This is a genomic window from Reyranella sp., from assembly GCF_036558665.1.
Lineage (GTDB): Bacteria > Pseudomonadota > Alphaproteobacteria > Reyranellales > Reyranellaceae > Reyranella.
This window is the reverse complement of record NZ_DATBFE010000139.1, coordinates 43,170-70,060: the sequence shown is the minus strand read 5'-3', so window position 1 is coordinate 70,060 and position 26,891 is coordinate 43,170. Positions and strand designations below refer to the sequence as shown.

The window sequence follows — 26,891 nt, the reverse complement described above, 5'->3', positions numbered from 1 at the left end:
CCCTTGCTGCTGTGCGTATCCTCGCCTGATGTCTCGCCCGCTGATCGGAGTCACGCTGGATGCGGAAAAGCCCGGTGGCTACTCCAAATTTCCCTGGTATGCGCTGCGACAGAACTATCTGGATGCCATCGATGCGGTGGGCGGCCTGCCGGTGGCGCTGCCGCACGAGCCCGACCGGGTGGCCGACTACCTCGAGCGTATCGATGCGCTGGTCGTGACCGGCGGCGCCTTCGATGTCGATCCCTCCTACTATGGCGGCGGCAGTCGCCACGCCACGGTGATCACCAAGGATCGCCGCACCGCCTTCGAGTTCGCGGTCACGAAGGGGGCGCTCGACCGCGACAAGCCGGTGCTGGGCATTTGCGGTGGTCAGCAGCTTCTGCACGTCGTGCTGGGCGGCAAGCTGATCCAGCACATCCCCGATGCGATTTCGGATGCGCTGGAGCACGAACAGCCCAACCCTCGCAACGAGGCCGGCCATACGGTGAAGATCGCCAAAGGCACGCAGCTCCACACGATCGTCGGCGCCGACGAACTCGCCGTGAACAGCGCCCATCATCAGGCAGCCGCCGACGCGCCCAGCGGCGTGGTGATCAACGCGACGGCGACGGACGGCGTGATCGAAGGCATCGAGGCGCCGGCCTATCGCTTTTGCATCGGCGTGCAATGGCATCCCGAGTTCCTGATTTCCGAGGGCGACGCGAGGCTCTTCCGCGCTTTCCTGGGCGCGGCGACCCCAAAGTGAGCGAACCCGAACGCATCGCCAAGCGTCTCGCGCGAGCGGGGCTTTGCTCGCGCCGCGACGCCGAGCGCTGGATCTCGGCCGGGCGGGTCAAAGTCGACGGGCAGGTGCTGCAAACGCCGGCTTTCGTCGTGTCGGCCAAGAGCCGCATCGAGGTGGACGGCCAGCCACTGCCCGACGCCGACAGGCTGCGGCTCTGGCGTTACCACAAGCCACCCGGCGAGCTCGTGACGGCGCGCGATCCGCAGGGCCGGCGCACGATCTTCGAGTCGCTGCCCAGAGGCATGCCGCGCGTCGTGACGGTGGGCCGACTGGACTTCATGTCGGAAGGCCTGCTGCTCCTCACCAATGATGGTGGGTTGGCGCGCCGGCTGGAGTTGCCGGCCAACGGCTGGATCCGACGCTACCGCGCGCGCGTGCACGGCGCGGTCGATGAACTGCGGCTCGCCGAGCTTGCCCACGGCATCACCATCGATGGGGCGCGCTATGGCACGATCGAGGCACGACTCGACCGTCAGCAGCGCACCAATGCCTGGCTCGATATCGCGCTCGCCGAGGGCAAGAATCGAGAAGTGCGCCGCGTGCTCGCCCATCTCGATCTGCCGGTGGTGCGGCTGATTCGCATCGCTTTCGGACCATTCCATCTCGGCGATCTCGAGCGTGGCGCGATCGACGAAGTGCCGCCGCACGCGCTCGACAATCTCCTCGGGCTCAAGGTGCCGCGCAGGGCGGGCTGGGCGAAAGCACAGCCGAATGCACGGTCCCACAATCGCCGGCGGCGTTGATGCTCAGGATCGTCGGCGGCCGGCATCGCGGCCGCACCATCGCCACGCCGGAGGGACCCAACACGCGGCCGACCTCGAACCGGGCGCGCGAGGCACTGTTCAACATCCTGGTCCATGCCAACTGGCGCGAGGACGGCAGATCGCCGCTGGTCGAGACCCGTGTGCTCGATGCTTTCGCGGGCTCGGGCGCGCTGGGGCTCGAAGCCCTGTCGCGTGGCGCAGCACATGCGACTTTCCTCGACAACGATGGGGCGGCGATCAGGCTGATCGGCGAGAACCTGCGCAAACTCGGCGAGACGGCGGCAGCCAAGGTGGTGCGGGCCGATGCCACCCGCCCGCCGCCCTCGCGCGAGGCCTGCGATCTCGCCTTCCTCGATCCGCCCTATCGCTCCGGTCTGGCCGGTCCGGCGCTTGCCGCGTTGGTCGCCGCCGGTTGGCTGGCACCGAACGCCCATGCCACGGTCGAGCTCGCCACGACCGAAGACTTGCCGCCGCCGCCGGGATTCGAGGCACTCGACGAGAGGCGCTATGGTGCGGCCAAGATCCTGATCTTGCGTCGCGTATCATGAAGCTCGAGCATGCCCTCTACATGCTGCGCCACGGCGAGACCGCCTGGAATCTCGCGCGGCGCATGCAGGGCACCCGAAATTCCGTGCTTACCGAGCGCGGCCGAGCCCAAGCGCAGGCGATGGGCCGCACGCTTGGCGCCGAGCTTGCACGCGAGCCTGGGCCGACCGTCTTCCTCCGAAGCCCGCTCGGCCGCGCGCGTGAGACCTCACTGATCATCGGTCGCGAGCTCGGCCTCGATCCCGGCGAATGGCGCGACGATCGACGGCTCGCCGAGCTCAGTTACGGCGCCTGGGAGGGGTTCTCCTGGAGCGAGATCGAGATCGACCATCCCAATGCGCTGGCCGACTGGCGCGCCGATCCACACGGCTTCTGCCCGCCGGGTGGGGAGACACATTTCGAGTTGCGCCGCCGGTCTGCCGCCGTGCTCGCCGACATCGTCGCATCGCGCTCGCGGACTGTCGTGATTGGCCATGGCGTGAGCGGCGCGGTGCTGCGCGGCCTCAACCTTGGCCTCGACGCGAAAGCAATGTTCGTCCTCGAAAAACCGCAGGACGCCTTCTTCCGTCTCACCGCCGGGCGCGAAGAACGCATCGACTGCGAGATCTGCCGCTAATGCTGGGCAGGGTTGCTTCGCTTCGCGCCCGATAGCGGCTAAAAGCGCCGCCATGAATGGCGCGGCATCGATCACGATGGGCAACCGGCAAGCATGGATCGCGGAGGCGCGGGCCACGATCGGGCTCGCCTGGCCGCTCATCCTGACCAACGTTGCGCAGACGGCGATGACGACGACGGACGTGCTGCTGATGGGCCGGCTCGGCCCGGAGGCTTTGGCCGCCGGCGCGCTTGGCGCGAACCTCTATTTCGCCACCATGATCTTTGGCCTTGGCCTGACCACGGCAACAGCGCCCATGATCGCGCGCGAACTCGGACGCAAGGGACACTCGGTTCGCGACGTGAGGCGAACGGTGCGCCAGGGGATGTGGGCGGCCGTGGTGATCGTGGTGCCGATCTGGCTGGTCCTCTGGCACGCCGAGGCGATCCTGCTGGCGATGGGCCAGCGGCCCGACCTCGCACTGCAGGCCGGCCACTATATGCACGCCCTGCAGTGGTCGATCCTGCCGTTCTTCTTCTATCTGGTACTGCGGTCATTCATCTCCGCGCTGCAGCGGCCGCAATGGGCGTTGGCGATCGGCGTCGGCGGAGTCGCCGTCAATGCTTTTGCCGCGTGGTGCCTGATCTTCGGTCATCTCGGCCTGCCGCGCCTCGGCCTGGTCGGTGCGGGCATCGCCACGACGCTGGCGGATACCCTGATGTTCGCGGTGCTGGTGATCGTCCTCCATGCCGACCGCAGGTTCCGTCGCTACCATCTCCTCGGCCGCTTCTGGCGCGCCGACTGGTCACGCTTCGTCGAGCTGTGGCGCCTCGGCATGCCGATCGGCGCGACGCTCGTGTTCGAGGTCGCCGTCTTCAACGCCTCGACCTTCCTGATGGGCCTGATCGGCGAAGCGTCGATCGCCGCCCATTCGATCGCGCTCCAGATCGCGTCGCTCTCCTTCATGGTGCCGCTGGGCCTCAGCCAGGCGGCGACGGTGCGCGTCGGCCGCGCCTATGGTGCCCACGACGTCGACGGTATCCGACGCGCCGGGTGGGCCGCGCTCGCGATGGGGACCACTTTCATGGCCATGGCGGCGCTCGTCATGATCCGGCTGCCGCGTACCCTGATCAGTGCGTTCCTGGATCTCGACGTGCCCGCCAATGCGCCTGTCGTCGACCTCGCCGTGTCCTTTCTCGCGCTCGCGGCCCTCTTCCAACTTGCCGACGGCGCGCAGGCGGTGACGGCGGGCATGCTGCGCGGCCTGCACGATACGCGCATGCCGATGGTCTATGCCGCTCTCGGCTACTGGGGCATCGGCCTGGTCGTCGGCGTCGTCCTGGCGTTCGGCGCCGAGCTCCATGGCGTCGGCATCTGGATCGGGCTGGCGGCGGGCCTGACGACCGTTGCCGTGCTGTTGCTGACCCGATGGCTTCGCCGCGAGCGGCTCGGCCTGCTCGCATCGGCGGGCTGATCGACCTTATTTGCGCGCGAGCCGTGCCGTGCGACCGCAGCCGCCGCCCTCGGTGACGACCAGCACGGCGCCTTGCGCGATCACGGTCAGCCGCTCCACGCGTCGGTCCTCGGCCTTCACCGACGCGACCGCAAGCAACGAAAACGAGCCGGGCTTGGCCACGCCGTGAAGCTGCCACAGGCCTGGACCGGGCGGAGGGGGCGGCGCCTTCTTGAGATTGGGCACGGGTCCGTGGGCCGTGGTGTCGAAGGCAGTGCCGTCGACAAAGCCGTCCTCGATGGTGATCGCGTAATCGAGCGGGGCCTGGCATGAGCCGCCGTCGCTGCGGCCGCGCCACGTCCCGTCGAGGGGGCTCGCGGACTGCGCATGGACGACCGTGACCATCGACACGACGAGCAGCAGCGGCAGGAGCTTTTTCATCGCCGTCCGAACAGCCGCTCGATGTCGGCCAGCCTGAGTTCGACATAGGTCGGGCGGCCGTGGTTGCACTGGCCCGAATGCGGCGTCGCCTCCATCTGGCGCAGCAGTGCATTCATCTCCTCGACGGTCAGACGACGGCCAGCCCGCACCGAGGTATGGCAGGCAAGAGTACCGCACACCTCCTCGACCTTCTCCTTGAGCGAGAGGTGATCGCCGAGTTCGGCCAGCTCGTCGGCGAGATCGCGGACCAGCCCCTGTATGTCGGCCTCGCCGAGCAGTGCCGGGGTTTCCCGTACGATCACAGCGCCGAGCCCGAACGGTTCCAGCACCATCCCCATCTCGGCGAGCTCGGCGGCGCGATGCGTCAGGCGTCGCGCTCCGTCCTCGCCCACTTCGACGACTTCGGGCAACAGCAACGTCTGGCGTTTCACGCCTTCGGCCTCGAGCTGAAACTTGAGCTTTTCGTGCAGGAGCCGCTCGTGTGCGGCATGCTGGTCGACAATCACCACGCCCTCGGCGGTCTGCGCCACGATGTAGGTCTCGTGCAACTGCGCTCGCGCGACACCCAGGGGATAGGAGCTGCGGTTGGTTTCGGCCGCCTCCGACGAGGCCAGCTCGGTGCGCGCCGACGGCTCGGCGAACGGCGCCAGGAACTGCGACGCGGGCTCGGCCAAGCCACGCGGGGCCAATATGGCCGGCCCGGCCCCGCTGCTCCGTCCGAACGGCAACGCCGACCCGTGGCCGGTATGCGGCCGGAACGCACCCAGCGCCGCGTCGGCCACGGTCGTACTGGCGCGGTGCCCTGCCGCCGAGAGGGCCGTGCGCAAAGCGCCCACGATCAGGCCACGCACAATGCCGGCATCGCGGAAGCGCACCTCGGTCTTGGCCGGGTGCACGTTGACATCGACCATCTCGGTGGGAGCCTCGAGGAACAGCACCACCATGGGATGGCGATCGCGCGCCAGCAAATCCTGGTAGGCGCCGCGCACCGCACCCGCCAGCAGCTTGTCGCGCACCGGCCGGCCATTGACGAACAGGTACTGATGCTGCGCTGTCGGCCGGTTCAGCGTCGGCAGGCCCGCGAACCCGGTCAGGCGAAAGCCTTCGCGGCGGGCATCGATTGCAAGCGCATTGTCGGCGAATTCCCGGCCCATGACGGCTGCCAGTCGCTCCAGCCGAGCTGCATCGGCATTGTTCAGCAGCGACGGATCGGCGGCCGGCAAATCGAACAGCGTACGCTCCTCACTTTCGAGGCGGAACGCGATCGAGGGGTGCGCCATGGCCAGCCGCCGCACTGCATCGGCGACGTGAGCCGCCTCGCTGCGCGCCTCCTTGAGGAACTTGAGTCGCGCGGGTGTCGCGAAGAACAGATCGCGCACCTCCACCCGCGTGCCGGCTGGATGCGCTGTCGGCCGTGCCGGGCGTTTGACCCCGCCGTCGATATCGAGGCTCCAGGCCGAGTCCGCGTCGGCCGGCCGCGAGGTAATGGTGAAACGGCTGACCGACGCGATGGACGGCAGCGCCTCGCCGCGGAAGCCGAGCGTGCCGATGTCGGCAAGGTCGTCCCCGGGAAGCTTGGAGGTGCAGTGCCGCTCGACGGCAAGTTGCAGCTCCTCGGGAGTCATGCCGGACCCGTCGTCCACCACCGAGATGAAGCTCCGACCGCCCTCCTTCAGGACGACCGAGATCCGCCGTGCCCCCGCATCGATCGCATTCTCCACCAGCTCCTTGGCGGCGCTGGCCGGCCGCTCGACTACTTCGCCCGCGGCGATGCGGTTGACGAGGGTCGAGGGGAGCCGGCGCAAGGGGCGGGCAGGCGCGCTCATGGCGCGCGCAGTCTACGACCTTCGCCTTTGGGAAAGATACTGGCGGGTGAGGACCTTGGCCTCCTCCACAGCCGGCTGGTCAAAGGCATCCACGCCCCACAGCTCGCCCGCAAACATGGTCTCGAGCATGTAATGCATCATGAGCGCACCCATCACCTTCTCGTCGAGCGTCTTGATGCGGATCACGCGCACCGGCCGGCCGTTCTTGGCCATTGTCGCCACCGTCGCGTCGGCCTCGGCGAGCAGGAGGTCTCCCATCGTTTGATTGGCGAGATAGTCGAGCGCCTTGTCGCCGCCCAACGCAGCCGGATCGAGCCGGGTACCCTGCCCCGCCGTGTCCTGGATGAGCACAGTGAACAGCTTGTCGCGCGGGCCGCCGAGATAGAGCTGGACCTGGCTGTGCTGGTCGACGGTGCCCAAGGCCCGAATCGGCGTGGTCCCCTTGCCGTCCTTGCCGAGGCTCTCGGCCCAGATCTGGCGATACCAGAAGGCGAAGGTCTCGAGCCGGTCGACATAGGGCATCAGCACGGTGATGTTGATGCCGCGCTCACGCGCCAGTCCGACCGCCAGCGCCGCGCCGACCGCGGGTGCCAGGTCGTTCGCCTCTTTCGCCGCCAGCACCGGATCGAGCACGCTTGCCGCACCTTCGCGAATGGCCGCGGCATCGATGCCGGCAATCATTGCCGGCAGCATGCCGACCACCGACAGTGCGGAATACCGCCCGCCGATCTTGGGATCGTGATCGAGTATGGTGCAGCCCAGTCGCGTCGCCAGCCGTCGCAGCGGGTTGTCCACCGGTTCGGTGACCGCGAGAATGCGGTCGGCGAGCGCCGCCTTGCCGACCTTGCTTTCGAGGGCGGCAATGACCGTGAAAAGCGCTGTCAGCGTTTCGGGCGTCCCGCCGGACTTGGAGATCGGCAGGAAGCCCGTGCGGTCGAGCGGCAGCCGGCTGGTGAGCTCGCCGAAGCTCTCCGGATCGACATTGTCCATGAACCACACTTTCGGCCGGCCCTTGGCCGGGCCGAAGCCATGGTCCCTGAGCGGCAGCAACGCCTTGCCGCTGAGGCTCGAGCCGCCGCTCCCCATGACCACGACATGCTCGAACCTGGCGAAGCGGTCGGCGTGCGGCTTCAGTGCCGCGAGATCGTCGCGCGCCGCCGGCAGCCGCAATACCGGCAGCGTGCCGTCGTCCCGCCAGCGGCGGATCTTGTCGAGCGCCGCCGCGGCACGTGCAAGGTCACGGTCGAGCACTGCCTGCGGCAATCCCGTCTTGCCGATGTGGGCCTCGAGCGCCTGGTCGATGACATGGCTGTAGAACATGGAACGTACCTCTGAAGCGTGAGGTCTTAATTATCGTTCGAGGGCAAGCCCGACGGGCTTGCCGACGACGATGGTGGCAATGGCATCATCGCGCAACAGGCGCCGGGCGACCCGATCGACGTCGGCCACGGTGACCGCGGCGATCAAACCGGCGCGATGGTCGAGATAGTCACGCGGCAGGGCGTCGACCTGCAGACTATGCAGCAGGCCCGCCACGGCGCTCGACGAATCGAGCGACAAGGCAAGGGCGCCGGTGAGATAGGTCCTGGCGTCGGCGAGTTCCTGCTCGGTCACACCAGTGCTGCGCAGGCGGGCAATTTCGCCCCGGATCACGTGGATCGCCTCGGCCACGTGATCGTTCGCGCTGCCGGTGGAGATCACCAGCAGCGACGCCTTGGCGGAGGTGCGCAGGTCGCTCGACACGCTGTAGGCGAGGCCTCGCTTGTCACGCACCTCCTCGAAGAGACGCGACTGCTGGCCGCCGCCCAGGATATGCGAGAGCACGAGGGCGGCGTACCAGTCGGGATCGCTGCGCATGATGCCCGGCATCGCCATGACGACGGCGCTTTGCGGCACCGGGCGGTCGACGACGATCGTGCGCGGTTTGGCGGAAGGGGTCCAATCCGGAATTGCGGCTCCGGGTTCGCCGAGCGGCAGGCTGCCGAACGCATGGTCGAGGCCGCGTGCCAACTCGGCGGTGTCGATATCGCCCACTGCCGCCACGATCAGGCCATTCCTCACAAGCAGGGCAGCAGCACGGGTTCTGAGGTCGGCTGGCGCGAGCGTCTTCAGGGTCTCGCGCAGGCCCTGTGAATCGCGAGCATAGGGATGGCCTGCGAACATCGTGGCCATCATGGCCCGCTCGGCGACCGATCTCGGCCGCTGCTCGGCCTGGTTGAGGCTCGCGATTGCTTGGGCACGGCGCTGCTGCAGCATGTCCGAATCGAAACGCGGTGCCGTGAGGGCGAGCCGCAGGAGATCGAAAGCCTGGTCGCGGTTGTCCGTCAGGACCCGCAGCGAGCCGCCCAGCCGGTCCGACGACGCACCGAAGCTCAGGGAAATGGCGGCCTGCTCCTCACGGAGCCTGAAAGCCTCGGCGGGCAGTCTTCCCGCTCCGTCTGTCAGCATGAACGCCATGAGACTGGTAACGCCTTTCTGGCCCTCCGGCTCCGATGCCGTTCCGCCGGCGAAGGAAAAGGACAGCGCCATGACGGGCGCGGTCTTGTCCTGCACCAGCCAGGCCTTGACGCCCAGCGGAGTCGTGATTTCCTGGATCTCGACGGCGCCGGCAGGGATGGCGATCCAGGCGGCGGCGGCCGTGACCAGGGCGAGAAGGCCGCGTCTCATCGGTCTTCCCCGGGCGTCAGCAGCGACGTCACCAATCCATCGTCGCGCCAGACGTGCTGAGCGGCCGCGATGACATCGGCGGCGCGAACGGCTGCGATTCGCTGAGGCCAGGCTTCGACATCGGCCGCGCTGTTGCCGGTGCTGAGGGCGGCGGCATATCGGCGCGGCCCGCTGGCCAGCGAATCCTGGGCATAGATGGCAGCGGCAAGAAGCCGGTTCTGCGCCCGCTCGACCTCTTCGGTCGTCACGTTGCCATCCAGCAGCTTCTTCATTTGTTCGGATACCGCGCTTTCGAGCTCTGTGGTGCGATTGGACGCGGGATGAATATTGAGGCCGAAACTCGACAGACCGAGCGACGAGGCGCTGTAGTCGGCGCTCGCCGAGAGGGCGAGGCGCTGCTCGGCCACCAGGGCGCGCCACAGGCGGCTCGTTTCGCCGCCGCCGAACAGGCGCGCCAGCACCTGCAACGCATAGGCGTGCCTGGTCTCGCCGGTGCGATAGGAGGGCGCCAGGTAGTCGCGCGACCAGCCCGGCTCGGCGACGCGGCGGTCGGCTCGCGTGATGCGCTGCGGCAGGTTTATGCCGCCTTCGGAGGGGCGCAGTCGCGGTCCGTGGCTGCGGCCCGGAACCGGTCCGTAGTACTTCTCGGCGAGCTTGTGGACCGCGTCGGCGGTGGTGTCGCCGGCCACGATCAGCACTGCATTGTCGGGGCTATAGAAGCGGCGGTAGAAGGCCATGAGGTCCTCGACACCCAGCTTCCTGACGTCGTCGACATAGCCGGCCGTCGGCATGCCGTAGGGCTTGTGCTCGCCGAACAAGACGGCGCGAACCGCCTCGTCGAGCAGGGCGGCCGGCGCGTTGTCGATCCGCATGCGGCGCTCTTCGAGCACGACCTCGCGTTCGGGCGTCAGCTCTTTCTCGACAATACGCAAGCCGTCCATGCGATCGGCCTCGAGGCGCATCACGAGCTCGAGGCGATCCGACGCGATCGTCTGGTGATAACCGGTGGCGTCGAAATCCGTATAGGCATTGTCCCGCCCGCCATTGCGCCGGATGGTGCGCGAGAACTCGCCGGGTCCAAGGGCGGCGGTGCCCTTGAACATCATATGCTCGAGGAAATGGGCGATGCCGGTCTGGCCGAAGGTCTCGTCGGCGCTGCCGACCTTGTAAACCACGAGCTGGTTGACGATCGGTGCGCGCGACGACGGCAGCACGACGACCTGCAGCCCGTTGGTCAGCGTGAACGTGTCGGGCGGTCGTCGTCTGACGGTCAGAAGGTTCGCCAGAGCCGAAGCGGACGGCGTGGCAATCGCACAGCCAAGACCACCGGCGAGGAAACGACGGCGCGAGAACGGGACGGCGATCAGAAGATGCCTTCGAGCCAGCCGCGCTGGCGCCGCTTGATGGTCGGCGTCGGCTCACCGGAGGGCTGGCCGCTCACCTGAGCATCGCGCAAGCGCTGCTGCTCCTTGGCCGGATCGATGATAGTTCCCTGCGGCGCGGCCTCCTGCCAGAAGATCAAGCTGTCGATAAAGGTCTTGTCCTGATCGGCAAGGGTGCGCGTCTCGCGGTTGACCTGGGAGCGGATATTGGGATCGACGCCACCGGTGCTTGCCTTGGCGACCAGCGCCCGCTCCGATGCGTCGCCGGCCGCAGGCTCCTTGGCGGCCTGCTGCTGAACGCGGCCCGCCATCGTCGGCGACAGCGCCTCCTTGGCCTGGTCGGCAGGGCTCACTTCCTGCGGCCGCGGCTCGCCGGGACGCGGCGGCCGCAGATCGGCGTTCGGCGGCATGGTCAGCGGGGAGTGCGAGACGATCTTGAACTCGTCCGGCGACACTTTCTTCCCGCCGCCGAGATTCTCGAAGGCGCTGCAGCCGCCAAGCATCATCCCGCCGAGAGCCAGCAGGGTCACAGGAATGAGAATCGTCCGTCGCATTGTTATTCCTTGGTGCTTCTGTCCACCGATCATGGCCTTGTCAGGGCGTCCGGGTCCTTTCGCCGATCAGGGAATCTATGAGCATCAGGCCGACGCCCAGTACGATCGCCGCATCGGCGATGTTGAAGGCCGGCCAGTGCCATTCCTGCACGTGGAAATCGGCGAAATCGAACACCGCTCCCCAGCGGGCGCGGTCGATAACATTGCCGATGGCGCCGCCCATGACAAGGCCGATACCCCAGCCCGTCAAGAGTCGGTCGGTTCGTCGCAGCCACAGGAACAGCCCGACGCAGACCGCGATCGCGACGCCCGACAGCACCCAGGGCGGCAGCGCGCGATCACCGCTCAACAACCCGAAGCTCACCCCTCGGTTCCACACGATCACCAGTTGGAACAGGCCGTCGATCACGGGAACCAAGGTGCCGGCCTTGAGCAGGTAGTGCAGCAACAGCTCCTTGGAAGCCTGGTCGACGATCAACGTGATCGCGACCAGACCCATCGCCTGGCGATCGATCGGCCTCATGCGCCGCTCACCCTTCCACCGCCGCCTCGCAGCGCCGACAGAGCAGCGGGTGCCTGGTCGACGTGCCGACCTCGGGTAGGACCTGCCAGCAACGGGCGCATTTCTCGCCGCTCGCCAGAGCCGGAACGACTGCGACGCCCGCCACGTCAGGCAAGGTGAAGGAGCCTGCCGGCGCCGTGCCGGTCGCCAGATCGCCGGCCGAGGTGATGCAGATCTCGGCCAGGTCGAGACCCTTCATGGCGGCGAGATATTCCGGCGCGACATGGACATGAGGCGCCGCCTGCAGGCTCGAGCCGATGCGCTTCTCCGCCCGTTCCAGTTCCAGCGCGCCGGTGACCACGCGGCGCAGCGTACGCACGGTCTTCCACTTCTCGCCGAGCTCCGTGTCGAGCCAAGTGTTGGGAATCGTCGGATAGAGCCGCAGATGCACACTGTCGGCCGCACCATCCGGCACATCCTTCGGCCGCGCCAGCCAAGCTTCCTCCGCCGTGAAGCAGGTGATCGGCGCCAGCCAGGCGGTGAGGAAGGAGAACAGCTCCGCCATCACCGCACGCGCGGCGCGCCTGCGCAACGCCTTGGGCGCGTCGCAGTAGATCGCATCCTTGCGGATGTCGAAGTAGAAAGCCGAGAGATCGACGGCGCAGAAATTGTGCAGCTCGGTCGCGATCTTGTGGAAGTCGAAGGCCTCGACGGCGGGCCGGAACAGCGCGTCGAGCTCGGCCAGGCGATGCAGCACCCAGCGCTCGAGCTCCGGCAACTCCTTGAACTCGACCTTCTCGGCGGCCGAGAAGCCGTCGAGACTGCCCAGGAGGTAGCGCAACGTGTTGCGCAGACGGCGGTAAGCCTCGGCCTGGTGTTTCAGGATCTCCGGACCGATGCGCTGATCTTCCGTATAGTCGGTGCCGACCACCCAGAGCCTGAGAATGTCCGCACCGTACTGGTCGCACACGACCTGCGGCGCCGTGATGTTGCCCAACGATTTCGACATCTTCCGGCCCTGCTCGTCGAGCGTGAAGCCGTGCGTCAGCACGCCGTCATAGGGGGCCCGGCCGCGCGTCCCGCAGCTCTCAAGCAGTGAGGAATGGAACCAGCCGCGGTGCTGGTCGGATCCTTCGAGATAGAGATCGGCCGGCCACTTGAGCTCCGGATTGCCCTCGAGCGTGAAAGCGTGCGTCGAGCCGGAATCGAACCAGACGTCCAGGATGTCCTTCACCTGCTCGAAGTCCTCGGCCTTGTACGCGTTGCCGAGGAAACGTTCGGGCGGGCTTTCGAACCAGACGTCGGCACCTTCCTTGCGGAAGGCCTCGACGATGCGGTTCATGACCTCGGGATCGCGCAAGGGCTCGCCGGTATGCCTGTCGACGAACACCGCAATCGGCACGCCCCAGGCGCGCTGGCGTGACACGCACCAGTCGGGGCGCTGCTCGATCATGCTGCGCAACCGATTGTAGCCGGCGCGCGGCACGAAGCGCGTAGCGTCGATCGCCTCCAGCGCCTTCTCGCGCAGCGTGCCGCCGATCTCGGCGATCGGCTTGTCCATGGCGATGAACCATTGCGGCGCATTGCGGAAGATGACCGGCGCCTTGGATCGCCATGAATGCGGATAGCTGTGGCGGATGCGGCCTGACGCCAGAAGCTTGCCGGCCTCGTCGAGCGCCAGGGTGACGCTCTTGTTCGCGTCGCCCTTGACGCCTTCCGACGTATAGACGCGCCGACCGGCGAAGAGCGGCACATGCGGATAGTAGCGACCATCCTCGTCGACCGTGTCCGGCACTTCCACGCCGTTGGCGACTCCCAGCTCGAAGTCGTCGGCGCCGTGGCCTGGTGCAATGTGCACGAAGCCGGTGCCGGCATCGGCCGTCACGAACGCCGCTGGCAGCAGGCGCACGTCGAAGTCGTAGCCGTGGCCGCGCAACGGATGGGCGGCCACCAGCCCTTCGAGATCGTCCGCGCTCACGTCGGCTATGACGTTGGACGTGAACTTGGCCGCTTCGCCGACCGCGCCGACCAGATCCCTGGCGAGCACCATCTTTTCGCCGATCCGCGCGCGGCTGCCTTCTGCGACCGTCGCGACCTCGATCAGGACGTAGGCGATCTCCGGCCCAAAGGCGAGCGCACGATTGCCCGGTATGGTCCAGGGCGTCGTGGTCCAGATCAGGACCGACGCGCCGTCGAGCCTGCCGCCCTTGGACTTGAGCACCGGAAAGCGCACGTAGATCGTGTCCGAGGTGTGGTCGTGATATTCGATCTCGGCTTCGGCCAGCGCGGTCTTCTCGACCACGCTCCACAGCACCGCCTTGGAGCCCTTGTAGAGGCCGCCATTCATCAGGAACTTGCCGAGCTCGGCCACGATCGTGGCTTCGGACTTGTAAGCCATGGTCGAATAGTAGTGTTCCCAGTCGCCGTCGACGCCGAGCCGCTTGAACTCCTCGCGTTGCACACCGATCCAGTGGTCGGCGAAGGCGCGGCACTGGCGGCGGAATTCGCCTACCGGGACGGCATCCTTGTCCTGGTTGCGGGCCCGATATTCCTCCTCGATCTTCCACTCGATGGGCAAGCCATGGCAGTCCCAGCCCGGCACATAGTGGCTGTCCTTGCCCAGCATCTGCTGGCTTCGGCTCACCAGGTCCTTGAGGATCTTGTTCAGTGCATGGCCGATATGGAGATGCCCGTTGGCATAAGGCGGGCCGTCGTGCAGCACGAACTTCGGCCGGCCCTTGCTCTCGGCCCGCGTGCGCTCGAACAGCCTCATGTCGGCCCAGCGCTTCAGCAGCTCCGGCTCTTTCTTGGGCAGGCCGCCGCGCATGGGGAAATCGGTCTTGGGCAGGAAGACGCTGGATTTGTAGTCGGTCGTCACAACGAACTCACAGGGTTCGAGCGGGAGGCGCCGGGCTCGTCCGGCACGCAACAGGCATCAAAAAGAACCCGGCCGCAGCTAGCGGACCGGGCGGCTAATTCGCTCCCGATAGGCCCTCGATCTCATGGGGTCGGCAATCTACGGATGGGGGTGCTGGGGGTCAAGGCAAGCGGCGCGTTGCGACCCGGGCCGGAGCACAGTGCTCGCCGTCTCGCGCGGCCTCAGTCGCCGGCCTCATCCGGCGAGAATGGTGCGGGCCGCCTGTGCATCGGCCGCGATTTGGGCCTTGAGCTGATCGAAATTGGCGAATTTCAGCTCCGCCCGAATGAAATCGATGAGCTGCACGCGCAGCGTCTTGCCATAGAGGTCGCCCGCGAAGTCGAACAGATGGACCTCGAAGTTCTCCTGCAACTTGCCCACGGTTGGCCGCTTGCCGAGATTGGCGACGCCGGCGCGCCATGTCCCGTCGATCAACGCCCGCACGGCATAGACTCCGAAATGCGGCCGTAGATGCTCGCCCAGCGCCACGTTGGCGGTGGGAAAGCCGATGGTGCGGCCGCGCCGGTCGCCCTGTTCGACCACGCCTTCGATCTCCCAGGCGTGCCCCAGGAGTTCGGCCGCCTCGCTGGCCCAGCCCGCACGCAGTGCCTCGCGAATGCGGGTAGAGGAGTAGATCTCGCCTTCCCGCATCACGGGATCGAGGATCGTGACTCCGAAGCCCCGCTCGCGGCCTCGCTTGCGCAGCTTCTCGACGTTGCCGCCGCGGCGGGCGCCAAAGGTGAAATCGTAGCCGCACACGACATGCCGCGCGGCAAGCCCCCTCAACAGAACCTCGTCGACGAAGGCATCCGGCGAGAGGGCAGCGAAAGCCTGGTCGAAGTGCTGGGCCAGCACCGCCCGTACGCCATGCTCCTCGAGCAGGCGGAGCTTGGCCGGCGGCAAGGTCAGGCGGAAGGGACCGGTATCCGGCACGAAGAAGCGCCGCGGATGGGGCTCGAACGTGAGCGCGATAACCGGCGCGTCGAGCGCCTGCGCCTGCTTCACCGTGCGCTCGATCAGCGCCTGGTGGCCGCGATGGACCCCGTCGAAATTGCCAAGCGCCACCGCGCTGCCCTTCCATGGCGCGGGAACGCTCTGCCACTCGTCGAAGACCGGAATCATCGATGGATCAGGCGATGCCGCGACGCGGCACCAGCACGACGGCCTCGCCGTCGATCACCACCTTGTCGCCGTTCAGGCACTGGGTCTTGAGCGTGACGCGCCGGCGCTTCTCGTCGATGGCCGTGATCGTGGCGACCGCCGTCACGGTATCGCCAATGATCACCGGAGCCATGAAGTTCATGGTCTGCGAGACATAGACCGCTCCGGGGCCCGGCAGCTTGGTGCCGATCACCGTCGAAATGAAGCTGCCACTCAGCATGCCGTGGGCGATGCGCTGCCCGAAGCGGGTGCTGCGAGCAAATCCCTCGTGCAAATGGATCGGGTTGGTATCCCCCGAGACGCCGGCGAAGGCCGCGATATCGGCATCGGTCACGGTGCGGCCGAACATGGCCGACTGGCCGAGCTTGAGGTCTTCCAGGAAAAGGCCGTTCATCGCCTCGAAAGTCTGCATCACGTCGCCGGATCTCCTGCTTTTGGCGCGCCCTCTTACCACGCGGCGGCCTCTGTGCCACAGTCCGGTGAATGACCATTCATACGCAGGGCGAGGCCGAGCTGGCGCGATCGGCGCTGGCCGCGGCCGCGGGACGCCATTTCGGCCGCGTGGCCGAGATCGAAGGCCTTGTACGACAGTCCGGCGGTGCCTCTCGCCAGACCTGGAGCTTTGATGCTCTGGTGGGAGGACGCCGCCACGGCTTGATCCTGCGCCGCGATCCGCCGGTAAACGGCAAGACCGATCGCGAGCAGTCGGTGTCGATCGACCGCGCCACCGAGTTCCGGGTGCTGCAGGCGGCGCACTGCGCCGGCGTGCGCGCACCCGAGCCGCTATTCGAGCTCGAGCCGGAGGACGGGCTGGGCGAGGCCTACGTCATGCGGCGGGTCGACGGCACCGCGATCGCGCGCAAGCTCTTGCGCGACCCGCCCTATGCTGCGGCCCGGGGCCTGATCGCAGGCCAGTTGGGTGGGATCGCCGCAGCGATCCACGCCACCGATACAAGAACGCTGCCGCCGCTCAAGCGTCGCGAAGCGGCTGACCATATCGCGGGCCTGCGCCGCTCGCTCGACCTGTTGGCCAGCGCGCAGCCGGTGTTCGAGCTTGCACTGACATGGCTCGATCGCCGCAAGCCCCGGCCGCTCGACAACCCCCTGCTGGTCCATGGCGACTACCGTACGGGCAACTATCTCGCCGACGAAACAGGGGTGACGGCAATCCTCGACTGGGAACTCGCTCACCTCGGCGACCCGCTCGAGGACCTCGGCTGGCTGTGCGTGAAGAGCTGGCGCTTCGGTGCAGTCGACAAGCCGGCGGGAGGCTTCGGCAGCCGCGAGGAGCTATGGGACGCCTACGAGCGAGCGAGCGGCCGCACCGTCGAACGCGCGCGGGCCCATTGGTGGGAGGTGTTCGGCACCGTGCACTGGGGCGTGATCTGCCTCAATCAGGCCTGGAAACATCTCTCGGGCTCGATCAAGTCGATGGAGCACGCCGCGATTGGCCGCCGCGCCGTCGAGACCGAGGTCGACCTCCTGCAACTTCTGAAGGCGGAACACTGATCGTGGCACAGGATCGACCCACCGCTTCCGAGCTCCTTACCGCCATCGCCGACTTCCTGCGCGAGGAGGCGATGCCCGTGGTCGATCGCAGCGAGCCGCGATTGGGCTTCCAGATGCGGGTGGCGGTCAATGCACTGGCGATCCTCGAGCGCGAGGGACGGCTCGGCCCCGCGGCCGATGCCCGCGAGCACAGACGCCTCGTGCGCCTGCTAGGCCGCGAGGGCACGCTCGCTGAATTGAACCGCGAGCTCGCCCGGCAACTGCGGAGCGGCGAACGCGACGAGTCGGACGCTGCCCTGATGGCCCATCTCGAGGCGACCGTCGCCGACAAGATCGCCATCGCCAATCCAAAGTGGAAATAGCTTCTGCCATTGTTCGGTGGTGACCGAACTATTGGCCATGGCGCATGCACGCGCACGAGCCTAGATTGGGGCCATGGTTACCGTGAACGCCCTGTCCGAAATTGCCGCCCTGATGGGCGATCCGGCGCGCGCATCCATGCTGTCGCTCCTCATGGACGGCCGTGCCCATACCGCATCAGAGCTCGCCCTGTCGGCGGGCGTCACGGCGCAGACCGCGTCCGGCCATCTCGCCCGCATGGTCGACGCCAACCTGCTGGCCGCCCGCCCCCAGGGCCGCAACCGCTTCTACCGCCTGGCCTCGGGCGACGTCGCGCATGCCATGGAGTCGATCATGGCGCTGGCCGGTACGCGTGCCGCACCGGCTTCGAGGACTGCCGCATGGCGCCGCGACCCGGACCTGCGCTTCTGCCGAACCTGCTACGATCATCTCGCCGGCCAGGTGGGGCTGGCGGTCACCGATTCGCTGACCCAGCACGGCCATCTCGAGCCCAGGGGCCCGCGCGACTGGAAGCTGACGTCGTCGGGCGAGGCCTTCTGTACCCGACTGGGTGTCGACCTCGCCGGCGCCAGAGCGGCCCACTCCCGGCACTTCGCCCGCCAATGCCTGGATTGGAGCGAGCGGCGTCCGCACATTTCCGGCGCGCTGGGTTCGGCGATCGCCGATATCTTCTTCAAGAAGGGCTGGGCGGAGCGGATGCGGCGTGGCCGCACCGTAAGGCTCACCGATTCAGGGCGCCGCGCTCTTTCCAGCCACTTCGGAACCTCGATCTAACTTTGCCTTGCCGAAGGCGAGACCCGCGCCCGAAGGGATCTTGGCGATCGAGGACGCACGCAGGATCTTCTGCTCGCCCACGGTCAGATAGATGTTGGTGAAGAGGAGCGAACGCGTGACTCGCACCAGCTCGGGCCGGCCCTCGACCCAGTCGCCGATCGCGGCCGGCGCCACGAAGTCGAAAGTCATGTTCACCGTCGGCAGGAATTTGCGCAGACCGGCCAGGGTACCGCCGCCCATCGTGCCCACGAGATCGGCGACCGTCATCATCATGCCGCCGTGCAGGCCGCCCGCCGGATTGCACATATGCGCCTGCACGCGAAAGCCCATCACGAACTCGTCGCGCGTGCCCTTCTGCCCGCGCTTGGCGTAGAGCGTCCCGATATGGGTGTTGAAGGTGGGATCTGCACGATCGCGATCGAAATCGATGCGCCGGAAGCCGTCGGGCGGATTGTCGGGAAGCAACGCTAACTCCGGATGTTGAGCGAGCGCTGGCGGCTCAGGAGCGCAAATGCACCGAGCCCTGCCAGCACATCGTGGCGCGGACCATAGAGGCGCCCGCGCACCTGCGCCACTTGCTCGTCGTGGCCCACCAACTCGCCCTCGGCCTGCAGCCAGTCGCCGACGCGGCCCGGGCCGAGATAGTCGAGCGACAGGCGGAGCGTCACGGCACGTCGCTTCAACGCATGCCAAACGGCCGTGCCCATGGCCGAGTCGAGGAACGCCGCCAGCATGCCGCCATGCACGATGCCGAGCGCATTGGCATGCTGCGGTCCGGGGCGGAAGGCGCGGATGGCGCGACCATCTTCGACTTTCTCGAACCATGGGCCGTTGGCTGCCGCGAAGCCCGATGCTTCGGTGAGCTCGCGAAATCCTGGCGGAATGGACACCGCAGTTCTTTAGCCGCAGCGAGGCCGCGAACCAAGCCATCGCGGGGTCATGCGGCTGATGTATGATGAAGCCTGCTTTCATACCTTTGCGATATGCCGATGGAACTGCGCCACCTTCGCTACTTCGTCGCCGTGGCCCGCGAGGGCCACATCACCCGTGCCGCGGAAAAGCTCAGCATGCAGCAGCCGCCGCTTTCCCAGCAGATCCGCGCTCTGGAACGCGAGATCGACGCCGCGCTGTTCGTGCGCCATCCGCGCGGCGTCACGCTGACCGATGCGGGCCGCTCGTTTCTCGCCGATGCCGAGGCCATCCTGGCGCAGGCCGAGCACGCCAAGATCCGTGCCCGCCGCACTGCCCGCGGCGAAACGGGCCGCATCGCCGTGGGCTTCACCACCTCGGCGCCGTTCCATCCGCTGGTGGCGCGCGCGATCCGCGAGTTCCGGCACAAGCGCCCGGACGTGTCCTTCGTCCTGGAGGAGAGCAGCTCCGGCGAGCTGGTGAGCGCCTTGCGCGACGAGCGGCTCGACATCGCCTTCATCCGCTCCGGCCTGGTCGAGCCGCAGGGCATCGACGTGCATGCTCTTCTGCATGAGGACACGGCGGTCGCCTTCCCGGCGCGGCACAGATTGGCCAAGCGGGCGGCCCTCAGCCTGAAGGAGCTGGCGGACGAGACCTTCATTCTTTACCGCCGGCCGGATGGCCGCGGTCTCTACGACGTCATCATCGCTGCCTGCAGCGCGGCAGGGTTCAGCCCGCATGTCGGTCAGGAGGCGCCGCGCATCGTCTCGACGCTCAACCTCGTCGCGGCGGGGCTCGGCATCACCATCGTGCCGGCGTCGCTCGGCCGCCTGCCGCTCGAGGGCGTCGTCTACCGTCCCCTGCGCGGCAAGCCTGCACTACGGGTGCCACTCAACCTCGCCTGCCGTCGCGACGAACGTTCAGCCGCGACACTCGCCTTCATCGAGCTTGCGCGACACCTCACGTCGTCATGAGCACGTCGACCAGTCGCCACACCGTGCTTGCCCGGGCTCGTCGCTGGCGGACAAGGGGGTTTGGCTGGGGCGCCAGGATTCGAACCTGGGAATGGAGGAATCAAAATCCTCTGCCTTACCACTTGGCTACGCCCCAGCAGGCGGCGGAACATAGTGGCTAAAGGGGTGGAATCAAAGCAGGCAAACCTGGCCGGCATCAGCCGCCCGAGATCGCCTTCTTGAGAAGGTCGCCATGAACGAAGGCGCCGTCCGCGTACAGGAGCGGTGTCGCGGCGGCATCGAGGGCGAGGTCGACGATCTCGCCGATATAGATCGTGTGCGTACCGGCCGACACCTTCGTCACCAGCCGGCAATCGAACGACACCGGACAACCTTTGAGCACCGGCGCCCCGGTCGTGAGCGTCGACCATTCGCCGAGGTCGCGGAACCGTTCGTCGCCTTCGACGCCGTCCATGCCGGCGAAGCGCTCGGCGAGCTTGCGATGGCCCGGCGCCAGGATATTTACGCAGAAGAAGCCTGCCTCTCCGATCGGATCATGGGCGGAGGCCGTCTTGTTCACACAGACCAGGATTTGCGGTGGCTCGGCGGAGACCGAGCAGACCGCCGTCGCCGTCAATCCGCCGCGCAGATCGTGATGGCGGGTGGTGATCAGGGTTACGCTCGCCGCCAGGTGGCGCATGCCCTTTTTGAAGGCGACCGCGTCAATACTCATGGGCCGATCCTAGCAATCAAGCTGACGCTCGCCACCGGAAACGGCCGCTAACTGCCCGCCCGGCCAGCGAAATCACCGTCGCAACAAGTTCCAGGCATCCGGGCCAAGCCCACCGCGTGCAACAAAACATTCATCAGAGTGACGTTTTTTGCGGTTGCCCAAAGGCCGCCCCCCGCTACCGTCGAGGCGCTTCCATGGCTTCCTCGCTCGCCCCAGACACCCCGCCGGATGCGGCCTTGCGCCAGATCGCGGCGGACTGCCAAGCCGATTTACTGAAATACCGCGCCATCGTGTTGGCCAGCGGCCGCCCGATCGGCATTCATCAGAGCCGCGTGGCGCTGCGCCGCTTGCGCGCGGCCCTCGGCCTGTTTCGCAATGCCGTGCCCGGCGAGACCGAGCGACGGCTGGTGCGGGCCCTGGCGGCCGAGGCCAAATGGCTGGCCGCCGAATGCGGGCCATCACGCGACCTCCACGTCTTCCTTGCCGAGTCGGTGGAAGAAATGCCGGCCGAGGTGAAGCGAATAGCCGCGCGCCTTGCCCGTACGCATCTCGAGCGCGCCCGCGCGGCGCTCTCGGGCGCGCGCTTCGCGGCCTTCGGGGAGCAGATGCAGGCGCTTGTCGAAGGCAAGCCCGCCGGCGGCGGCCGGCTGGACGCATTCGGCCAAGACAGGCTGGAGAAACGCCACGCGAAGGTCGAGCACCTTGGCCGCAAGCTTGCCTCGCTCGACGGCGAACGTCTGCATCGCCTGCGCATCGCGGTCAAGAAGCTGCGCTATGCCGCGGGCTTCCTGCAGCCCGCCTTCTCCGGGCCTGGTTTTGATTCCGCCCGGGCGAAAGCCTATATCGAGGCGACGGTGCGCCTGCAGGGCGCGCTCGGCGCCTTGAACGATCGCGCGGTGGCGGCCCGGATGCTGGCCGATATCGCCGCAGCAGCCCGTCCGACGGAACAGGTCGGGCGCGCGCTGCGTAAGCTCGACAAGCAGGTCGCGTCCGGCCACAAGCGCCGGCGGCACAAGCTCGAGCGGGCCTGGAAGACGTTCAGGAAGGCCGGGCGGTTCTGGAAGTAGCGCGCCTTCGAGGACGGAGTAGACATGACCGACACCCAGACCGCCGCCGAAGAACGCATTCCCGTCACCGTGCTGACGGGCTTCCTGGGCAGCGGCAAGACCACGCTTCTGAACAAGCTTCTGCGCCGGCCCGAGCTCGCCGACACTGCGGTGATCATCAACGAGTTCGGCGAGATCGGCCTCGATCACCTGCTGGTGGAGAAGTCGAGCGAAGACGGTATGGTGACGCTGAACTCGGGCTGTCTCTGCTGCACGGTGCGCGGCGACCTGGTGCGCACCATGAGCGAGCTGTTCCTGAAGCGCTCCAAGGGAGAGGTGACGCCGTTCCGGCGCATGGTCGTGGAGACCACCGGGCTCGCCGATCCGGCGCCCATCCTGCATACGCTGATGACCGATCCTCTCCTCGCCTCGCGCTATCGCCTCGATGGTGTGGTGACGACGGTGGACGGGGTGAACGGCGTCTCGACCCTGGACAACCACGCGGAGGCGGTGAAGCAGGCCGCGGTCGCCGACCGGCTGCTGCTCACCAAGACCGACATCGCCGAAGCGCCCCGGCTTTCCGAGCTCCAGCAACGCCTGCACCAGCTCAATCCCGCCGCGCCCTTCCATGCGATCGCCGGCGGCGAGATCGAGCCCAACGAGGTTCTGAATGCCGGGCTCTACAATCCGGAGACCAAGAGCGCCGACGTAAAGCGATGGCTGCATGAAGAGGCCTATGCCGAAGGCCACGAGCATGGCCACGGGCATCACCACCATGGCCACGGCAACGAACATCATCACGAGGGAGCCGGCGCCGACCAGGACCCGCACAACGTGAACCGGCACGACGATCGCATCCGCGCCTTCTGCATGACCTTCGACGAGCCGATGAGCTGGTCGACGGTGGCGGCGGCGTTCGACGCGCTGGTCACCTATCGCGGCCCCGATCTCCTGCGCATGAAGGGCATCCTGAACGTCAAGGACACCGACAAGCCGGTGGTGATCCATGGCGTGCAGCACGTGTTCCATCCACCGGCCACACTCGACGCCTGGCCCGAAGGCGACGATCGCAAGAGCCGCGTCGTCTTCATCACGCGCGACATCGGCGAGAGCACCATCCGCAAGGTTTTCGCTTCCTTCTTCGACGCCGAGAAGAAGGGCTGGGGTCAGCAGGAACAGGCTCCGCAATAGGACATGCGAGAAGGCACGGAGCCGACCTACCAGCCCCTGAACACGCTGAAAGCGGTTGCCGACGATCTCTGGATCGTCGACGGCCCAGTGATCGGCTTCGGCATGCGATGGCTGAAAATGCCCTTCCCGACCCGCATGACGGTGATCCGCATCGGCGGCGATCTCCTCATCCATTCGCCGACCCCGCTGCCGTCGTCGTTGCGCGCCGAGATCCGAACGATCGGCACGCCGCGCTGGATCATCGGTCCCAACCGGCTCCACTATTGGTGGATTCCCGACTGGACGGCGGCCTTCCCTGAAGCGGAGGTCTACCTGGCGCCTCGCATCGAGGAGCAGGCACGCGGCCGGATAGACGTTCCACATCGGCCGCTCGATCAGGCAGGGGGCTATCCGTGGGACAGCGCCATCGACACCCTGCCGGTGCGCGGCAGTTTCATGACCGAGGTCGTGTTCTTCCACCGTCCGAGCCGGACGTTGGTCCTCACCGACCTCATCGAGAATTTCGAGGCGCGCAAGGTACGTTCGCCGCTGGCTCGCTGGGCCATGCGGCTTGGCGGCGCGCTGGCGCCCGATGGCCAGACTCCGCGCGACATGCGGCTTACCTATCGGCGGCAGCGGCTACAGGTGAAGGCCGCGGTCGAACGGATGATCGCCTGGAAACCGGAGCGCGTCATCATCGCGCATGGCCGCTGGTTCGAGACCGACGGCGAAGCCGAACTGCGCCGCGCCTTCCGCTGGCTGCTGTAGGTCGTCGCAAACGGGCAACGGCCGGTCGCAGCCGCCGGTCAACTGGCGCCGGGAATGGTCTCGAAGCATCTGAGGTTGCGGGAGCCGTCATCCCAGGGCTGACGGCTGCGGGTGAAGATCGCGATCTGCGGCTGGAACTGTCCGGGGTCGTCGAGGGAGCCTGCATAGACGTTTATCTTGCCCGGCATCATCTCCGACGTGCCGAACAGGGGGCTGAAGCAGGTCGGGCAGTAGATGCGGTCGGCGGCCAGGCCACTGCCGCCCTTGCCGCGATGGACGAGGACCTCGCCTTCGGTCGCCACCGCCTCCCTCGGAAGGCAGATGAAGCCGACATGGCCGCCGCCGCTCAGCTTCTGACAATCGCGGCAGTGGCAAAGGCCCTGGAACTCGGGCGTTCCCGTCGCGCGATAGCGCACCGCGCCGCATAGACAGCCACCCGTCAGCATCATCCCTCTCCTTCGCTGCAGGCAATTCTGCCATGCCGGCGCACTTCGGGGCAGGCCTGTCACGCCGGCACGTCGTGACTTGCCATCGGCGTCCGGCGAAGATGCGCGTACCGCACGCACAACGACCTGAGCCCGGGAGGAAGGCCATGCTCTACAAGATCCGACTCGCAGGGATGGCCGCAGCCGCGCTGGCGCTCGCCGCGCCGGCCGCTGCACAAACCTGGCCGGCCAATCCCGTCAAGATCGTGGTCCCCTTCGGGCCGGGCGGTCCGGCCGACATTTTTGCGCGCATCCTGGCGCAGGCGCTCACGGAGGAGTTGAAGCAGCAGTTCATCGTCGACGACAAACCGGGCGCGGGCGGCGTGATCGGCACCGAGGTGGTCGCGAAGTCGCCGCCCGACGGTTACACGCTCTTGATGATGTCCAACACCCAGGCGACCAACGAGACGCTGTTCGCGCGCAAGCCCTACGTTCTGATGCGCGATCTGGAAGCGGTGGCGCCGGTCAACTCCACCGATCTCGTGATGGTCGTGCATCCCTCGGTGAAGGCCAGGACACTTGCGGAATTCATCGCGCTCGCCAAGGCCAATCCCGGCAAGCTCACCTATGCTTCGTCGGGTCCCGGCACGCCCTACCATATGGCCGGCGAGCTGTTCAAAGCGATGAGCGGCACCGACATCCTGCACGTCCCGCACAAGAGCAGTGGCGAGGCACGCAACGACGTGCTGGGCGGCCATGTGCAGATGATGTTCGATGCCGTGGCGTCGATGAAGGGCAACGTCGAAGCGGGCGAGGTGCGCGCCCTCGCGACCACCGGTCTCAAACGTTCGATCGCGCTGCCTGATCTGCCGACCGTGAACGAAGCCGGCGTCCCGGGCTACGAGGCCACGCTATGGCTCGGCCTGATGGCGCCCACCGGAACGCCCAAGCCGATCGTCGAGCGTCTGAATGCCGAGATCGCGAAGATCGTCGCCCGGCCCGAGGTGCGCGCAGCCTGGGCAAAACAGGGGGCTGTGCCGATGGCGGCAATGACACCCGCCGAATTCGACACCTTTTTGCGCCGCGAGATCCAGAAGTGGGCGAAAGTGGTCGAGGTCTCGGGCGCCAAGATCCAATGACAAGAACTCTGTCGATCCTGAGCGGCGGCGCGGCACAGGGACTGGTCGAGGCAATGCGGCCGGCGTTCGAGGCCGAGACCGGTTGCCGCATCGACGGCACCTTCGGCGCCGTGGGGACGATGCGCGACAAGCTGGTCGCAGGCGAGCCCGCCGACCTCGTGATCCTGAGCCGCGCACTGATAGAGGCGCTGGCGCGCCAGGGCTGCGTCAATGGCGCCTCGGCGCGCGATCTCGGCGCCGTCGCCACGGCGATCGCCGCGCGTGAAGGCGATCCCCTGCCCGCAATTGGCGATGCCGAGGCCTTGCGCGCCGCGCTGCTCGCCGCCGACGCGATCCATTTTCCCGATCCGCAGCACGCCACCGCCGGCATCCATTTCGCCAAGGTGCTGGAGAAGCTCGGCATCGGGGATCAACTGGCGGCCCGGCTGCGTCCGGCCCCGAATGGCGCCGCCGCCATGCGCGAACTCGCCATCGCAAGAACGCGACGGCCGATCGGCTGCACCCAGGCGACGGAAATCCTGGCGACGCCTGGCATTGTACTCGCCGCGCCACTGCCGCGGGGCTGCGATCTCTCGACCGTCTATACCGCCGCCATAGCGACAAGGGCCGAGGCACCCGGCGAGGCCGCCGCATTGATCTCGCGGCTGACCGCCGACTCGGCCGGCGCACTCCGCCGCCGGCTCGGTTTCGGATAGAGAGAAGACATCAGCTTCTCAAAAGAGGCCCATCTCGAGCCCGCCCACCGTGAGCACGGCGAGGATCGCGAAGGCAGCCGCGGCGACCGTGCGCACCAGTTTCAGCGGGATCTTGCGGGATAGCAGGTCTCCGCACAGGACCGCGGGAACGTTGGCGAGCAGCATGCCTGCCGTCGTGCCGGCGGTCACCGTGACGATATCCTGGAAGCGGGCAGCAAGGCCGACCGTCGCAATCTGGGTTTTGTCGCCCATCTCGACCAGAAAGAAGGCCACCGCTGTGGCAAGGAACGCGCCGGCACGGCCGACCGCCTTGGGTCCGTCCTCGGCCTTGTCGGGGATGAGGCACCAAGCCGCCATGGCCAGAAACAGCACGGCCAGAGTCCAGCGCATGGTTTGCGGCCCGACCCAGGCCGCGACTTGTGCACCCACCGCCGCGGCCAGCGCGTGATTGGCCAATGTCGCCACCAGAATGCCGAGGATGATCGGCACAGGCCGCCGATAGCGGCTGGCCAGGATCATCGCCAGGAGCTGCGTCTTGTCGCCGATCTCGGCGACCGCCACGAGGCCGGCCGAGACGAGGAAGGCTTCCATCAGGCACATCGGGCGGGATCGAGCGCACAACCGTTGGCCGTCGATGCCGCCCGATCCCGCGGGTGAAGCATCGGCTGGCCAAAGGTCTCGCCAAGCTTGGCCCGCTTGCGGGCCGTCGATCGCCGGAAGCGCCATGGCTCCTGCGAGCCAAGTCTGTTGACGCTCCCGCCCCTGCACGCAGGGCCGGCTACTCCCCAATGACGACAGGGACATAACGCGGTGAGCAT

Annotated in this window: 29 protein-coding genes, 1 tRNA gene and 1 riboswitch; of the genes, 14 read left to right on the top strand and 16 right to left on the bottom strand. The window is 67.3% G+C overall.

The genetic code is table 11. The annotated features are described in order from the left end of the window. The first annotated feature begins 28 nt into the window (after positions 1 to 28). The 5 genes from VH499_RS20500 to VH499_RS20480 are packed head-to-tail and all read left to right on the top strand — an operon-like array spanning position 29 to position 4,163. Positions 29 to 745: a gamma-glutamyl-gamma-aminobutyrate hydrolase family protein gene (locus VH499_RS20500; protein ID WP_332054609.1), complete on the top strand. Its 717-nt coding sequence runs from the start codon at positions 29 to 31 to the stop codon at positions 743 to 745. Continuing rightward, complete coding sequence (locus VH499_RS20495; RefSeq protein WP_332054608.1) at positions 742 to 1,527, top strand: pseudouridine synthase; 786 nt, start codon at positions 742 to 744, stop codon at positions 1,525 to 1,527. Before VH499_RS20500 ends, VH499_RS20495 begins: the two co-directional genes overlap by 4 nt. After that, complete coding sequence (rsmD, locus tag VH499_RS20490) at positions 1,527 to 2,096, top strand: 16S rRNA (guanine(966)-N(2))-methyltransferase RsmD (RefSeq protein WP_332054607.1); 570 nt, start codon at positions 1,527 to 1,529, stop codon at positions 2,094 to 2,096. The genes VH499_RS20495 and rsmD overlap by 1 nt, the downstream gene beginning before the upstream one ends. After that, the gene (locus VH499_RS20485; RefSeq protein WP_332054606.1) at positions 2,093 to 2,710 is read left to right on the top strand and encodes a histidine phosphatase family protein; all 618 of its coding nucleotides are present in this window, start codon (positions 2,093 to 2,095) and stop codon (positions 2,708 to 2,710) included. Before rsmD ends, VH499_RS20485 begins: the two co-directional genes overlap by 4 nt. Positions 2,711 to 2,762: 52 nt before the next feature. Further along, a complete protein-coding gene (locus VH499_RS20480; protein ID WP_332054605.1) occupies positions 2,763 to 4,163 on the top strand; it encodes an MATE family efflux transporter in 1,401 nt (466 codons plus the stop codon). A gap of 6 nt (positions 4,164 to 4,169) precedes the next feature. Here the strand turns inward: VH499_RS20480 and VH499_RS20475 are convergent, their stop codons facing one another. From VH499_RS20475 to VH499_RS20430, 10 genes are all read right to left on the bottom strand, one after another. Next, positions 4,170 to 4,583 (bottom strand): hypothetical protein, encoded by a 414-nt coding sequence (locus VH499_RS20475; protein ID WP_332054604.1) that lies wholly within the window; start codon positions 4,581 to 4,583, stop codon positions 4,170 to 4,172. Continuing rightward, entirely contained in the window at positions 4,580 to 6,409 is a 1,830-nt protein-coding gene (gene mutL, locus VH499_RS20470) for a DNA mismatch repair endonuclease MutL (RefSeq protein WP_332054603.1), read from the bottom strand. Before mutL ends, VH499_RS20475 begins: the two co-directional genes overlap by 4 nt. Positions 6,410 to 6,421: 12 nt before the next feature. Further along, entirely contained in the window at positions 6,422 to 7,729 is a 1,308-nt protein-coding gene (locus VH499_RS20465; RefSeq protein WP_332054602.1) for a glucose-6-phosphate isomerase, read from the bottom strand. 30 nt (positions 7,730 to 7,759) lie between these two features. Then, a complete protein-coding gene (locus tag VH499_RS20460; RefSeq protein WP_332054601.1) occupies positions 7,760 to 9,076 on the bottom strand; it encodes a pitrilysin family protein in 1,317 nt (438 codons plus the stop codon). Further along, positions 9,073 to 10,290 (bottom strand): pitrilysin family protein, encoded by a 1,218-nt coding sequence (locus VH499_RS20455; protein ID WP_332054600.1) that lies wholly within the window; start codon positions 10,288 to 10,290, stop codon positions 9,073 to 9,075. The genes VH499_RS20460 and VH499_RS20455 overlap by 4 nt, the downstream gene beginning before the upstream one ends. A gap of 149 nt (positions 10,291 to 10,439) precedes the next feature. Continuing rightward, positions 10,440 to 11,012, bottom strand: coding sequence for a DUF3035 domain-containing protein (locus tag VH499_RS20450; protein WP_332054599.1), 573 nt, complete (start codon positions 11,010 to 11,012; stop codon positions 10,440 to 10,442). Between the two features lie 40 nt (positions 11,013 to 11,052). Then, positions 11,053 to 11,535 carry a signal peptidase II gene (gene lspA, locus VH499_RS20445; RefSeq protein WP_332054598.1) on the bottom strand — a complete coding sequence of 161 codons (483 nt, stop codon included), beginning with the start codon at positions 11,533 to 11,535 and terminating at the stop codon, positions 11,053 to 11,055. 7 nt (positions 11,536 to 11,542) lie between these two features. Continuing rightward, positions 11,543 to 14,341 carry an isoleucine--tRNA ligase gene (gene ileS, locus VH499_RS20440; protein WP_332054625.1) on the bottom strand — a complete coding sequence of 933 codons (2,799 nt, stop codon included), beginning with the start codon at positions 14,339 to 14,341 and terminating at the stop codon, positions 11,543 to 11,545. Between the two features lie 285 nt (positions 14,342 to 14,626). Next, positions 14,627 to 15,553: a bifunctional riboflavin kinase/FAD synthetase gene (locus VH499_RS20435; protein WP_332054597.1), complete on the bottom strand. Its 927-nt coding sequence runs from the start codon at positions 15,551 to 15,553 to the stop codon at positions 14,627 to 14,629. Between the two features lie 7 nt (positions 15,554 to 15,560). Beyond that, complete coding sequence (locus tag VH499_RS20430; protein ID WP_332054624.1) at positions 15,561 to 16,004, bottom strand: MaoC family dehydratase; 444 nt, start codon at positions 16,002 to 16,004, stop codon at positions 15,561 to 15,563. 71 nt (positions 16,005 to 16,075) lie between these two features. Between VH499_RS20430 and VH499_RS20425 the strand changes: the two genes are divergently transcribed. From VH499_RS20425 to VH499_RS20415, 3 genes are all read left to right on the top strand, one after another. Then, a complete protein-coding gene (locus VH499_RS20425) occupies positions 16,076 to 17,101 on the top strand; it encodes a phosphotransferase family protein (protein ID WP_332054596.1) in 1,026 nt (341 codons plus the stop codon). 2 nt (positions 17,102 to 17,103) lie between these two features. Beyond that, a complete protein-coding gene (locus VH499_RS20420; protein WP_332054595.1) occupies positions 17,104 to 17,463 on the top strand; it encodes a DUF6285 domain-containing protein in 360 nt (119 codons plus the stop codon). Positions 17,464 to 17,536: 73 nt separating this feature from the next. Further along, positions 17,537 to 18,235 carry a helix-turn-helix transcriptional regulator gene (locus tag VH499_RS20415; protein ID WP_332054594.1) on the top strand — a complete coding sequence of 233 codons (699 nt, stop codon included), beginning with the start codon at positions 17,537 to 17,539 and terminating at the stop codon, positions 18,233 to 18,235. On the opposite strand, the gene VH499_RS20410 is transcribed toward VH499_RS20415, so the two are convergent. Together VH499_RS20410 and VH499_RS20405 are read right to left on the bottom strand one after the other, a co-directional pair. Further along, positions 18,191 to 18,700, bottom strand: coding sequence for a PaaI family thioesterase (locus VH499_RS20410; protein ID WP_332054593.1), 510 nt, complete (start codon positions 18,698 to 18,700; stop codon positions 18,191 to 18,193). The genes VH499_RS20415 and VH499_RS20410 overlap by 45 nt on opposite strands. A gap of 2 nt (positions 18,701 to 18,702) precedes the next feature. Further along, positions 18,703 to 19,125 (bottom strand): PaaI family thioesterase, encoded by a 423-nt coding sequence (locus VH499_RS20405; RefSeq protein WP_332054592.1) that lies wholly within the window; start codon positions 19,123 to 19,125, stop codon positions 18,703 to 18,705. Positions 19,126 to 19,224: 99 nt separating this feature from the next. Here VH499_RS20405 and VH499_RS20400 point away from each other — a divergent pair, with 99 nt between their 5' ends. Then, a complete protein-coding gene (locus tag VH499_RS20400; protein ID WP_414709817.1) occupies positions 19,225 to 20,118 on the top strand; it encodes a LysR family transcriptional regulator in 894 nt (297 codons plus the stop codon). Between the two features lie 61 nt (positions 20,119 to 20,179). Here VH499_RS20400 and VH499_RS20395 read toward each other — a convergent pair. Further along, positions 20,180 to 20,254 (bottom strand) — tRNA-Gln (locus VH499_RS20395). A gap of 60 nt (positions 20,255 to 20,314) precedes the next feature. Further along, entirely contained in the window at positions 20,315 to 20,830 is a 516-nt protein-coding gene (locus VH499_RS20390) for a flavin reductase family protein (RefSeq protein WP_332054590.1), read from the bottom strand. 194 nt (positions 20,831 to 21,024) lie between these two features. Here VH499_RS20390 and VH499_RS20385 point away from each other — a divergent pair, with 194 nt between their 5' ends. The 3 genes from VH499_RS20385 to VH499_RS20375 are packed head-to-tail and all read left to right on the top strand — an operon-like array spanning position 21,025 to position 23,814. Next, positions 21,025 to 21,897, top strand: a complete 873-nt coding sequence (locus VH499_RS20385; RefSeq protein ID WP_332054589.1) for a CHAD domain-containing protein — start codon at positions 21,025 to 21,027, stop codon at positions 21,895 to 21,897. Between the two features lie 24 nt (positions 21,898 to 21,921). Then, on the top strand, positions 21,922 to 23,067 hold the full coding sequence (locus VH499_RS20380; RefSeq protein ID WP_332054588.1) for a GTP-binding protein: 1,146 nt from the start codon (positions 21,922 to 21,924) through the stop codon (positions 23,065 to 23,067). Positions 23,068 to 23,070: 3 nt separating this feature from the next. Continuing rightward, a complete protein-coding gene (locus VH499_RS20375; protein ID WP_332054587.1) occupies positions 23,071 to 23,814 on the top strand; it encodes a DUF4336 domain-containing protein in 744 nt (247 codons plus the stop codon). A 38-nt stretch (positions 23,815 to 23,852) separates the two neighbouring features. Here the strand turns inward: VH499_RS20375 and VH499_RS20370 are convergent, their stop codons facing one another. Then, a complete protein-coding gene (locus VH499_RS20370; protein WP_332054586.1) occupies positions 23,853 to 24,263 on the bottom strand; it encodes a GFA family protein in 411 nt (136 codons plus the stop codon). Between the two features lie 143 nt (positions 24,264 to 24,406). Between VH499_RS20370 and VH499_RS20365 the strand changes: the two genes are divergently transcribed. Beyond that, on the top strand, positions 24,407 to 25,378 hold the full coding sequence (locus tag VH499_RS20365) for a tripartite tricarboxylate transporter substrate binding protein (RefSeq protein ID WP_332054585.1): 972 nt from the start codon (positions 24,407 to 24,409) through the stop codon (positions 25,376 to 25,378). After that, the gene (locus VH499_RS20360) at positions 25,375 to 26,073 is read left to right on the top strand and encodes a molybdate ABC transporter substrate-binding protein (RefSeq protein ID WP_332054584.1); all 699 of its coding nucleotides are present in this window, start codon (positions 25,375 to 25,377) and stop codon (positions 26,071 to 26,073) included. Before VH499_RS20365 ends, VH499_RS20360 begins: the two co-directional genes overlap by 4 nt. Positions 26,074 to 26,091: 18 nt before the next feature. On the opposite strand, the gene VH499_RS20355 is transcribed toward VH499_RS20360, so the two are convergent. Further along, positions 26,092 to 26,664 carry a TMEM165/GDT1 family protein gene (locus tag VH499_RS20355; protein ID WP_332054583.1) on the bottom strand — a complete coding sequence of 191 codons (573 nt, stop codon included), beginning with the start codon at positions 26,662 to 26,664 and terminating at the stop codon, positions 26,092 to 26,094. A gap of 65 nt (positions 26,665 to 26,729) precedes the next feature. Beyond that, positions 26,730 to 26,872, bottom strand: a riboswitch (yybP-ykoY riboswitch). Between the last annotated feature and the right edge of the window lie 19 nt (positions 26,873 to 26,891).

What these genes read in the sequence shown, in the direction of transcription:
- VH499_RS20500 (WP_332054609.1), top strand. Translation starts at nt 29, where the DNA reads ATGTCTCGCCCGCTGATCGGAGTCACGCTGGATGCGGAAAAGCCCGGT.
- rsmD (WP_332054607.1), top strand. Translation starts at nt 1,527, where the DNA reads ATGCTCAGGATCGTCGGCGGCCGGCATCGCGGCCGCACCATCGCCACG.
- VH499_RS20485 (WP_332054606.1), top strand. Translation starts at nt 2,093, where the DNA reads ATGAAGCTCGAGCATGCCCTCTACATGCTGCGCCACGGCGAGACCGCC.
- VH499_RS20480 (WP_332054605.1), top strand. Translation starts at nt 2,763, where the DNA reads ATGAATGGCGCGGCATCGATCACGATGGGCAACCGGCAAGCATGGATC.
- VH499_RS20475 (WP_332054604.1), bottom strand. Translation starts at nt 4,583, where the DNA reads ATGAAAAAGCTCCTGCCGCTGCTGCTCGTCGTGTCGATGGTCACGGTC.
- mutL (WP_332054603.1), bottom strand. Translation starts at nt 6,409, where the DNA reads ATGAGCGCGCCTGCCCGCCCCTTGCGCCGGCTCCCCTCGACCCTCGTC.
- VH499_RS20465 (WP_332054602.1), bottom strand. Translation starts at nt 7,729, where the DNA reads ATGTTCTACAGCCATGTCATCGACCAGGCGCTCGAGGCCCACATCGGC.
- VH499_RS20460 (WP_332054601.1), bottom strand. Translation starts at nt 9,076, where the DNA reads ATGAGACGCGGCCTTCTCGCCCTGGTCACGGCCGCCGCCGCCTGGATC.
- VH499_RS20450 (WP_332054599.1), bottom strand. Translation starts at nt 11,012, where the DNA reads ATGCGACGGACGATTCTCATTCCTGTGACCCTGCTGGCTCTCGGCGGG.
- lspA (WP_332054598.1), bottom strand. Translation starts at nt 11,535, where the DNA reads ATGAGGCCGATCGATCGCCAGGCGATGGGTCTGGTCGCGATCACGTTG.
- ileS (WP_332054625.1), bottom strand. Translation starts at nt 14,341, where the DNA reads ATGCGCGGCGGCCTGCCCAAGAAAGAGCCGGAGCTGCTGAAGCGCTGG.
- VH499_RS20435 (WP_332054597.1), bottom strand. Translation starts at nt 15,553, where the DNA reads ATGATTCCGGTCTTCGACGAGTGGCAGAGCGTTCCCGCGCCATGGAAG.
- VH499_RS20430 (WP_332054624.1), bottom strand. Translation starts at nt 16,004, where the DNA reads ATGCAGACTTTCGAGGCGATGAACGGCCTTTTCCTGGAAGACCTCAAG.
- VH499_RS20425 (WP_332054596.1), top strand. Translation starts at nt 16,076, where the DNA reads ATGACCATTCATACGCAGGGCGAGGCCGAGCTGGCGCGATCGGCGCTG.
- VH499_RS20415 (WP_332054594.1), top strand. Translation starts at nt 17,537, where the DNA reads ATGGTTACCGTGAACGCCCTGTCCGAAATTGCCGCCCTGATGGGCGAT.
- VH499_RS20400 (WP_414709817.1), top strand. Translation starts at nt 19,225, where the DNA reads ATGGAACTGCGCCACCTTCGCTACTTCGTCGCCGTGGCCCGCGAGGGC.
- VH499_RS20390 (WP_332054590.1), bottom strand. Translation starts at nt 20,830, where the DNA reads ATGAGTATTGACGCGGTCGCCTTCAAAAAGGGCATGCGCCACCTGGCG.
- VH499_RS20385 (WP_332054589.1), top strand. Translation starts at nt 21,025, where the DNA reads ATGGCTTCCTCGCTCGCCCCAGACACCCCGCCGGATGCGGCCTTGCGC.
- VH499_RS20380 (WP_332054588.1), top strand. Translation starts at nt 21,922, where the DNA reads ATGACCGACACCCAGACCGCCGCCGAAGAACGCATTCCCGTCACCGTG.
- VH499_RS20375 (WP_332054587.1), top strand. Translation starts at nt 23,071, where the DNA reads ATGCGAGAAGGCACGGAGCCGACCTACCAGCCCCTGAACACGCTGAAA.
- VH499_RS20370 (WP_332054586.1), bottom strand. Translation starts at nt 24,263, where the DNA reads ATGATGCTGACGGGTGGCTGTCTATGCGGCGCGGTGCGCTATCGCGCG.
- VH499_RS20365 (WP_332054585.1), top strand. Translation starts at nt 24,407, where the DNA reads ATGCTCTACAAGATCCGACTCGCAGGGATGGCCGCAGCCGCGCTGGCG.
- VH499_RS20360 (WP_332054584.1), top strand. Translation starts at nt 25,375, where the DNA reads ATGACAAGAACTCTGTCGATCCTGAGCGGCGGCGCGGCACAGGGACTG.
- VH499_RS20355 (WP_332054583.1), bottom strand. Translation starts at nt 26,664, where the DNA reads ATGGAAGCCTTCCTCGTCTCGGCCGGCCTCGTGGCGGTCGCCGAGATC.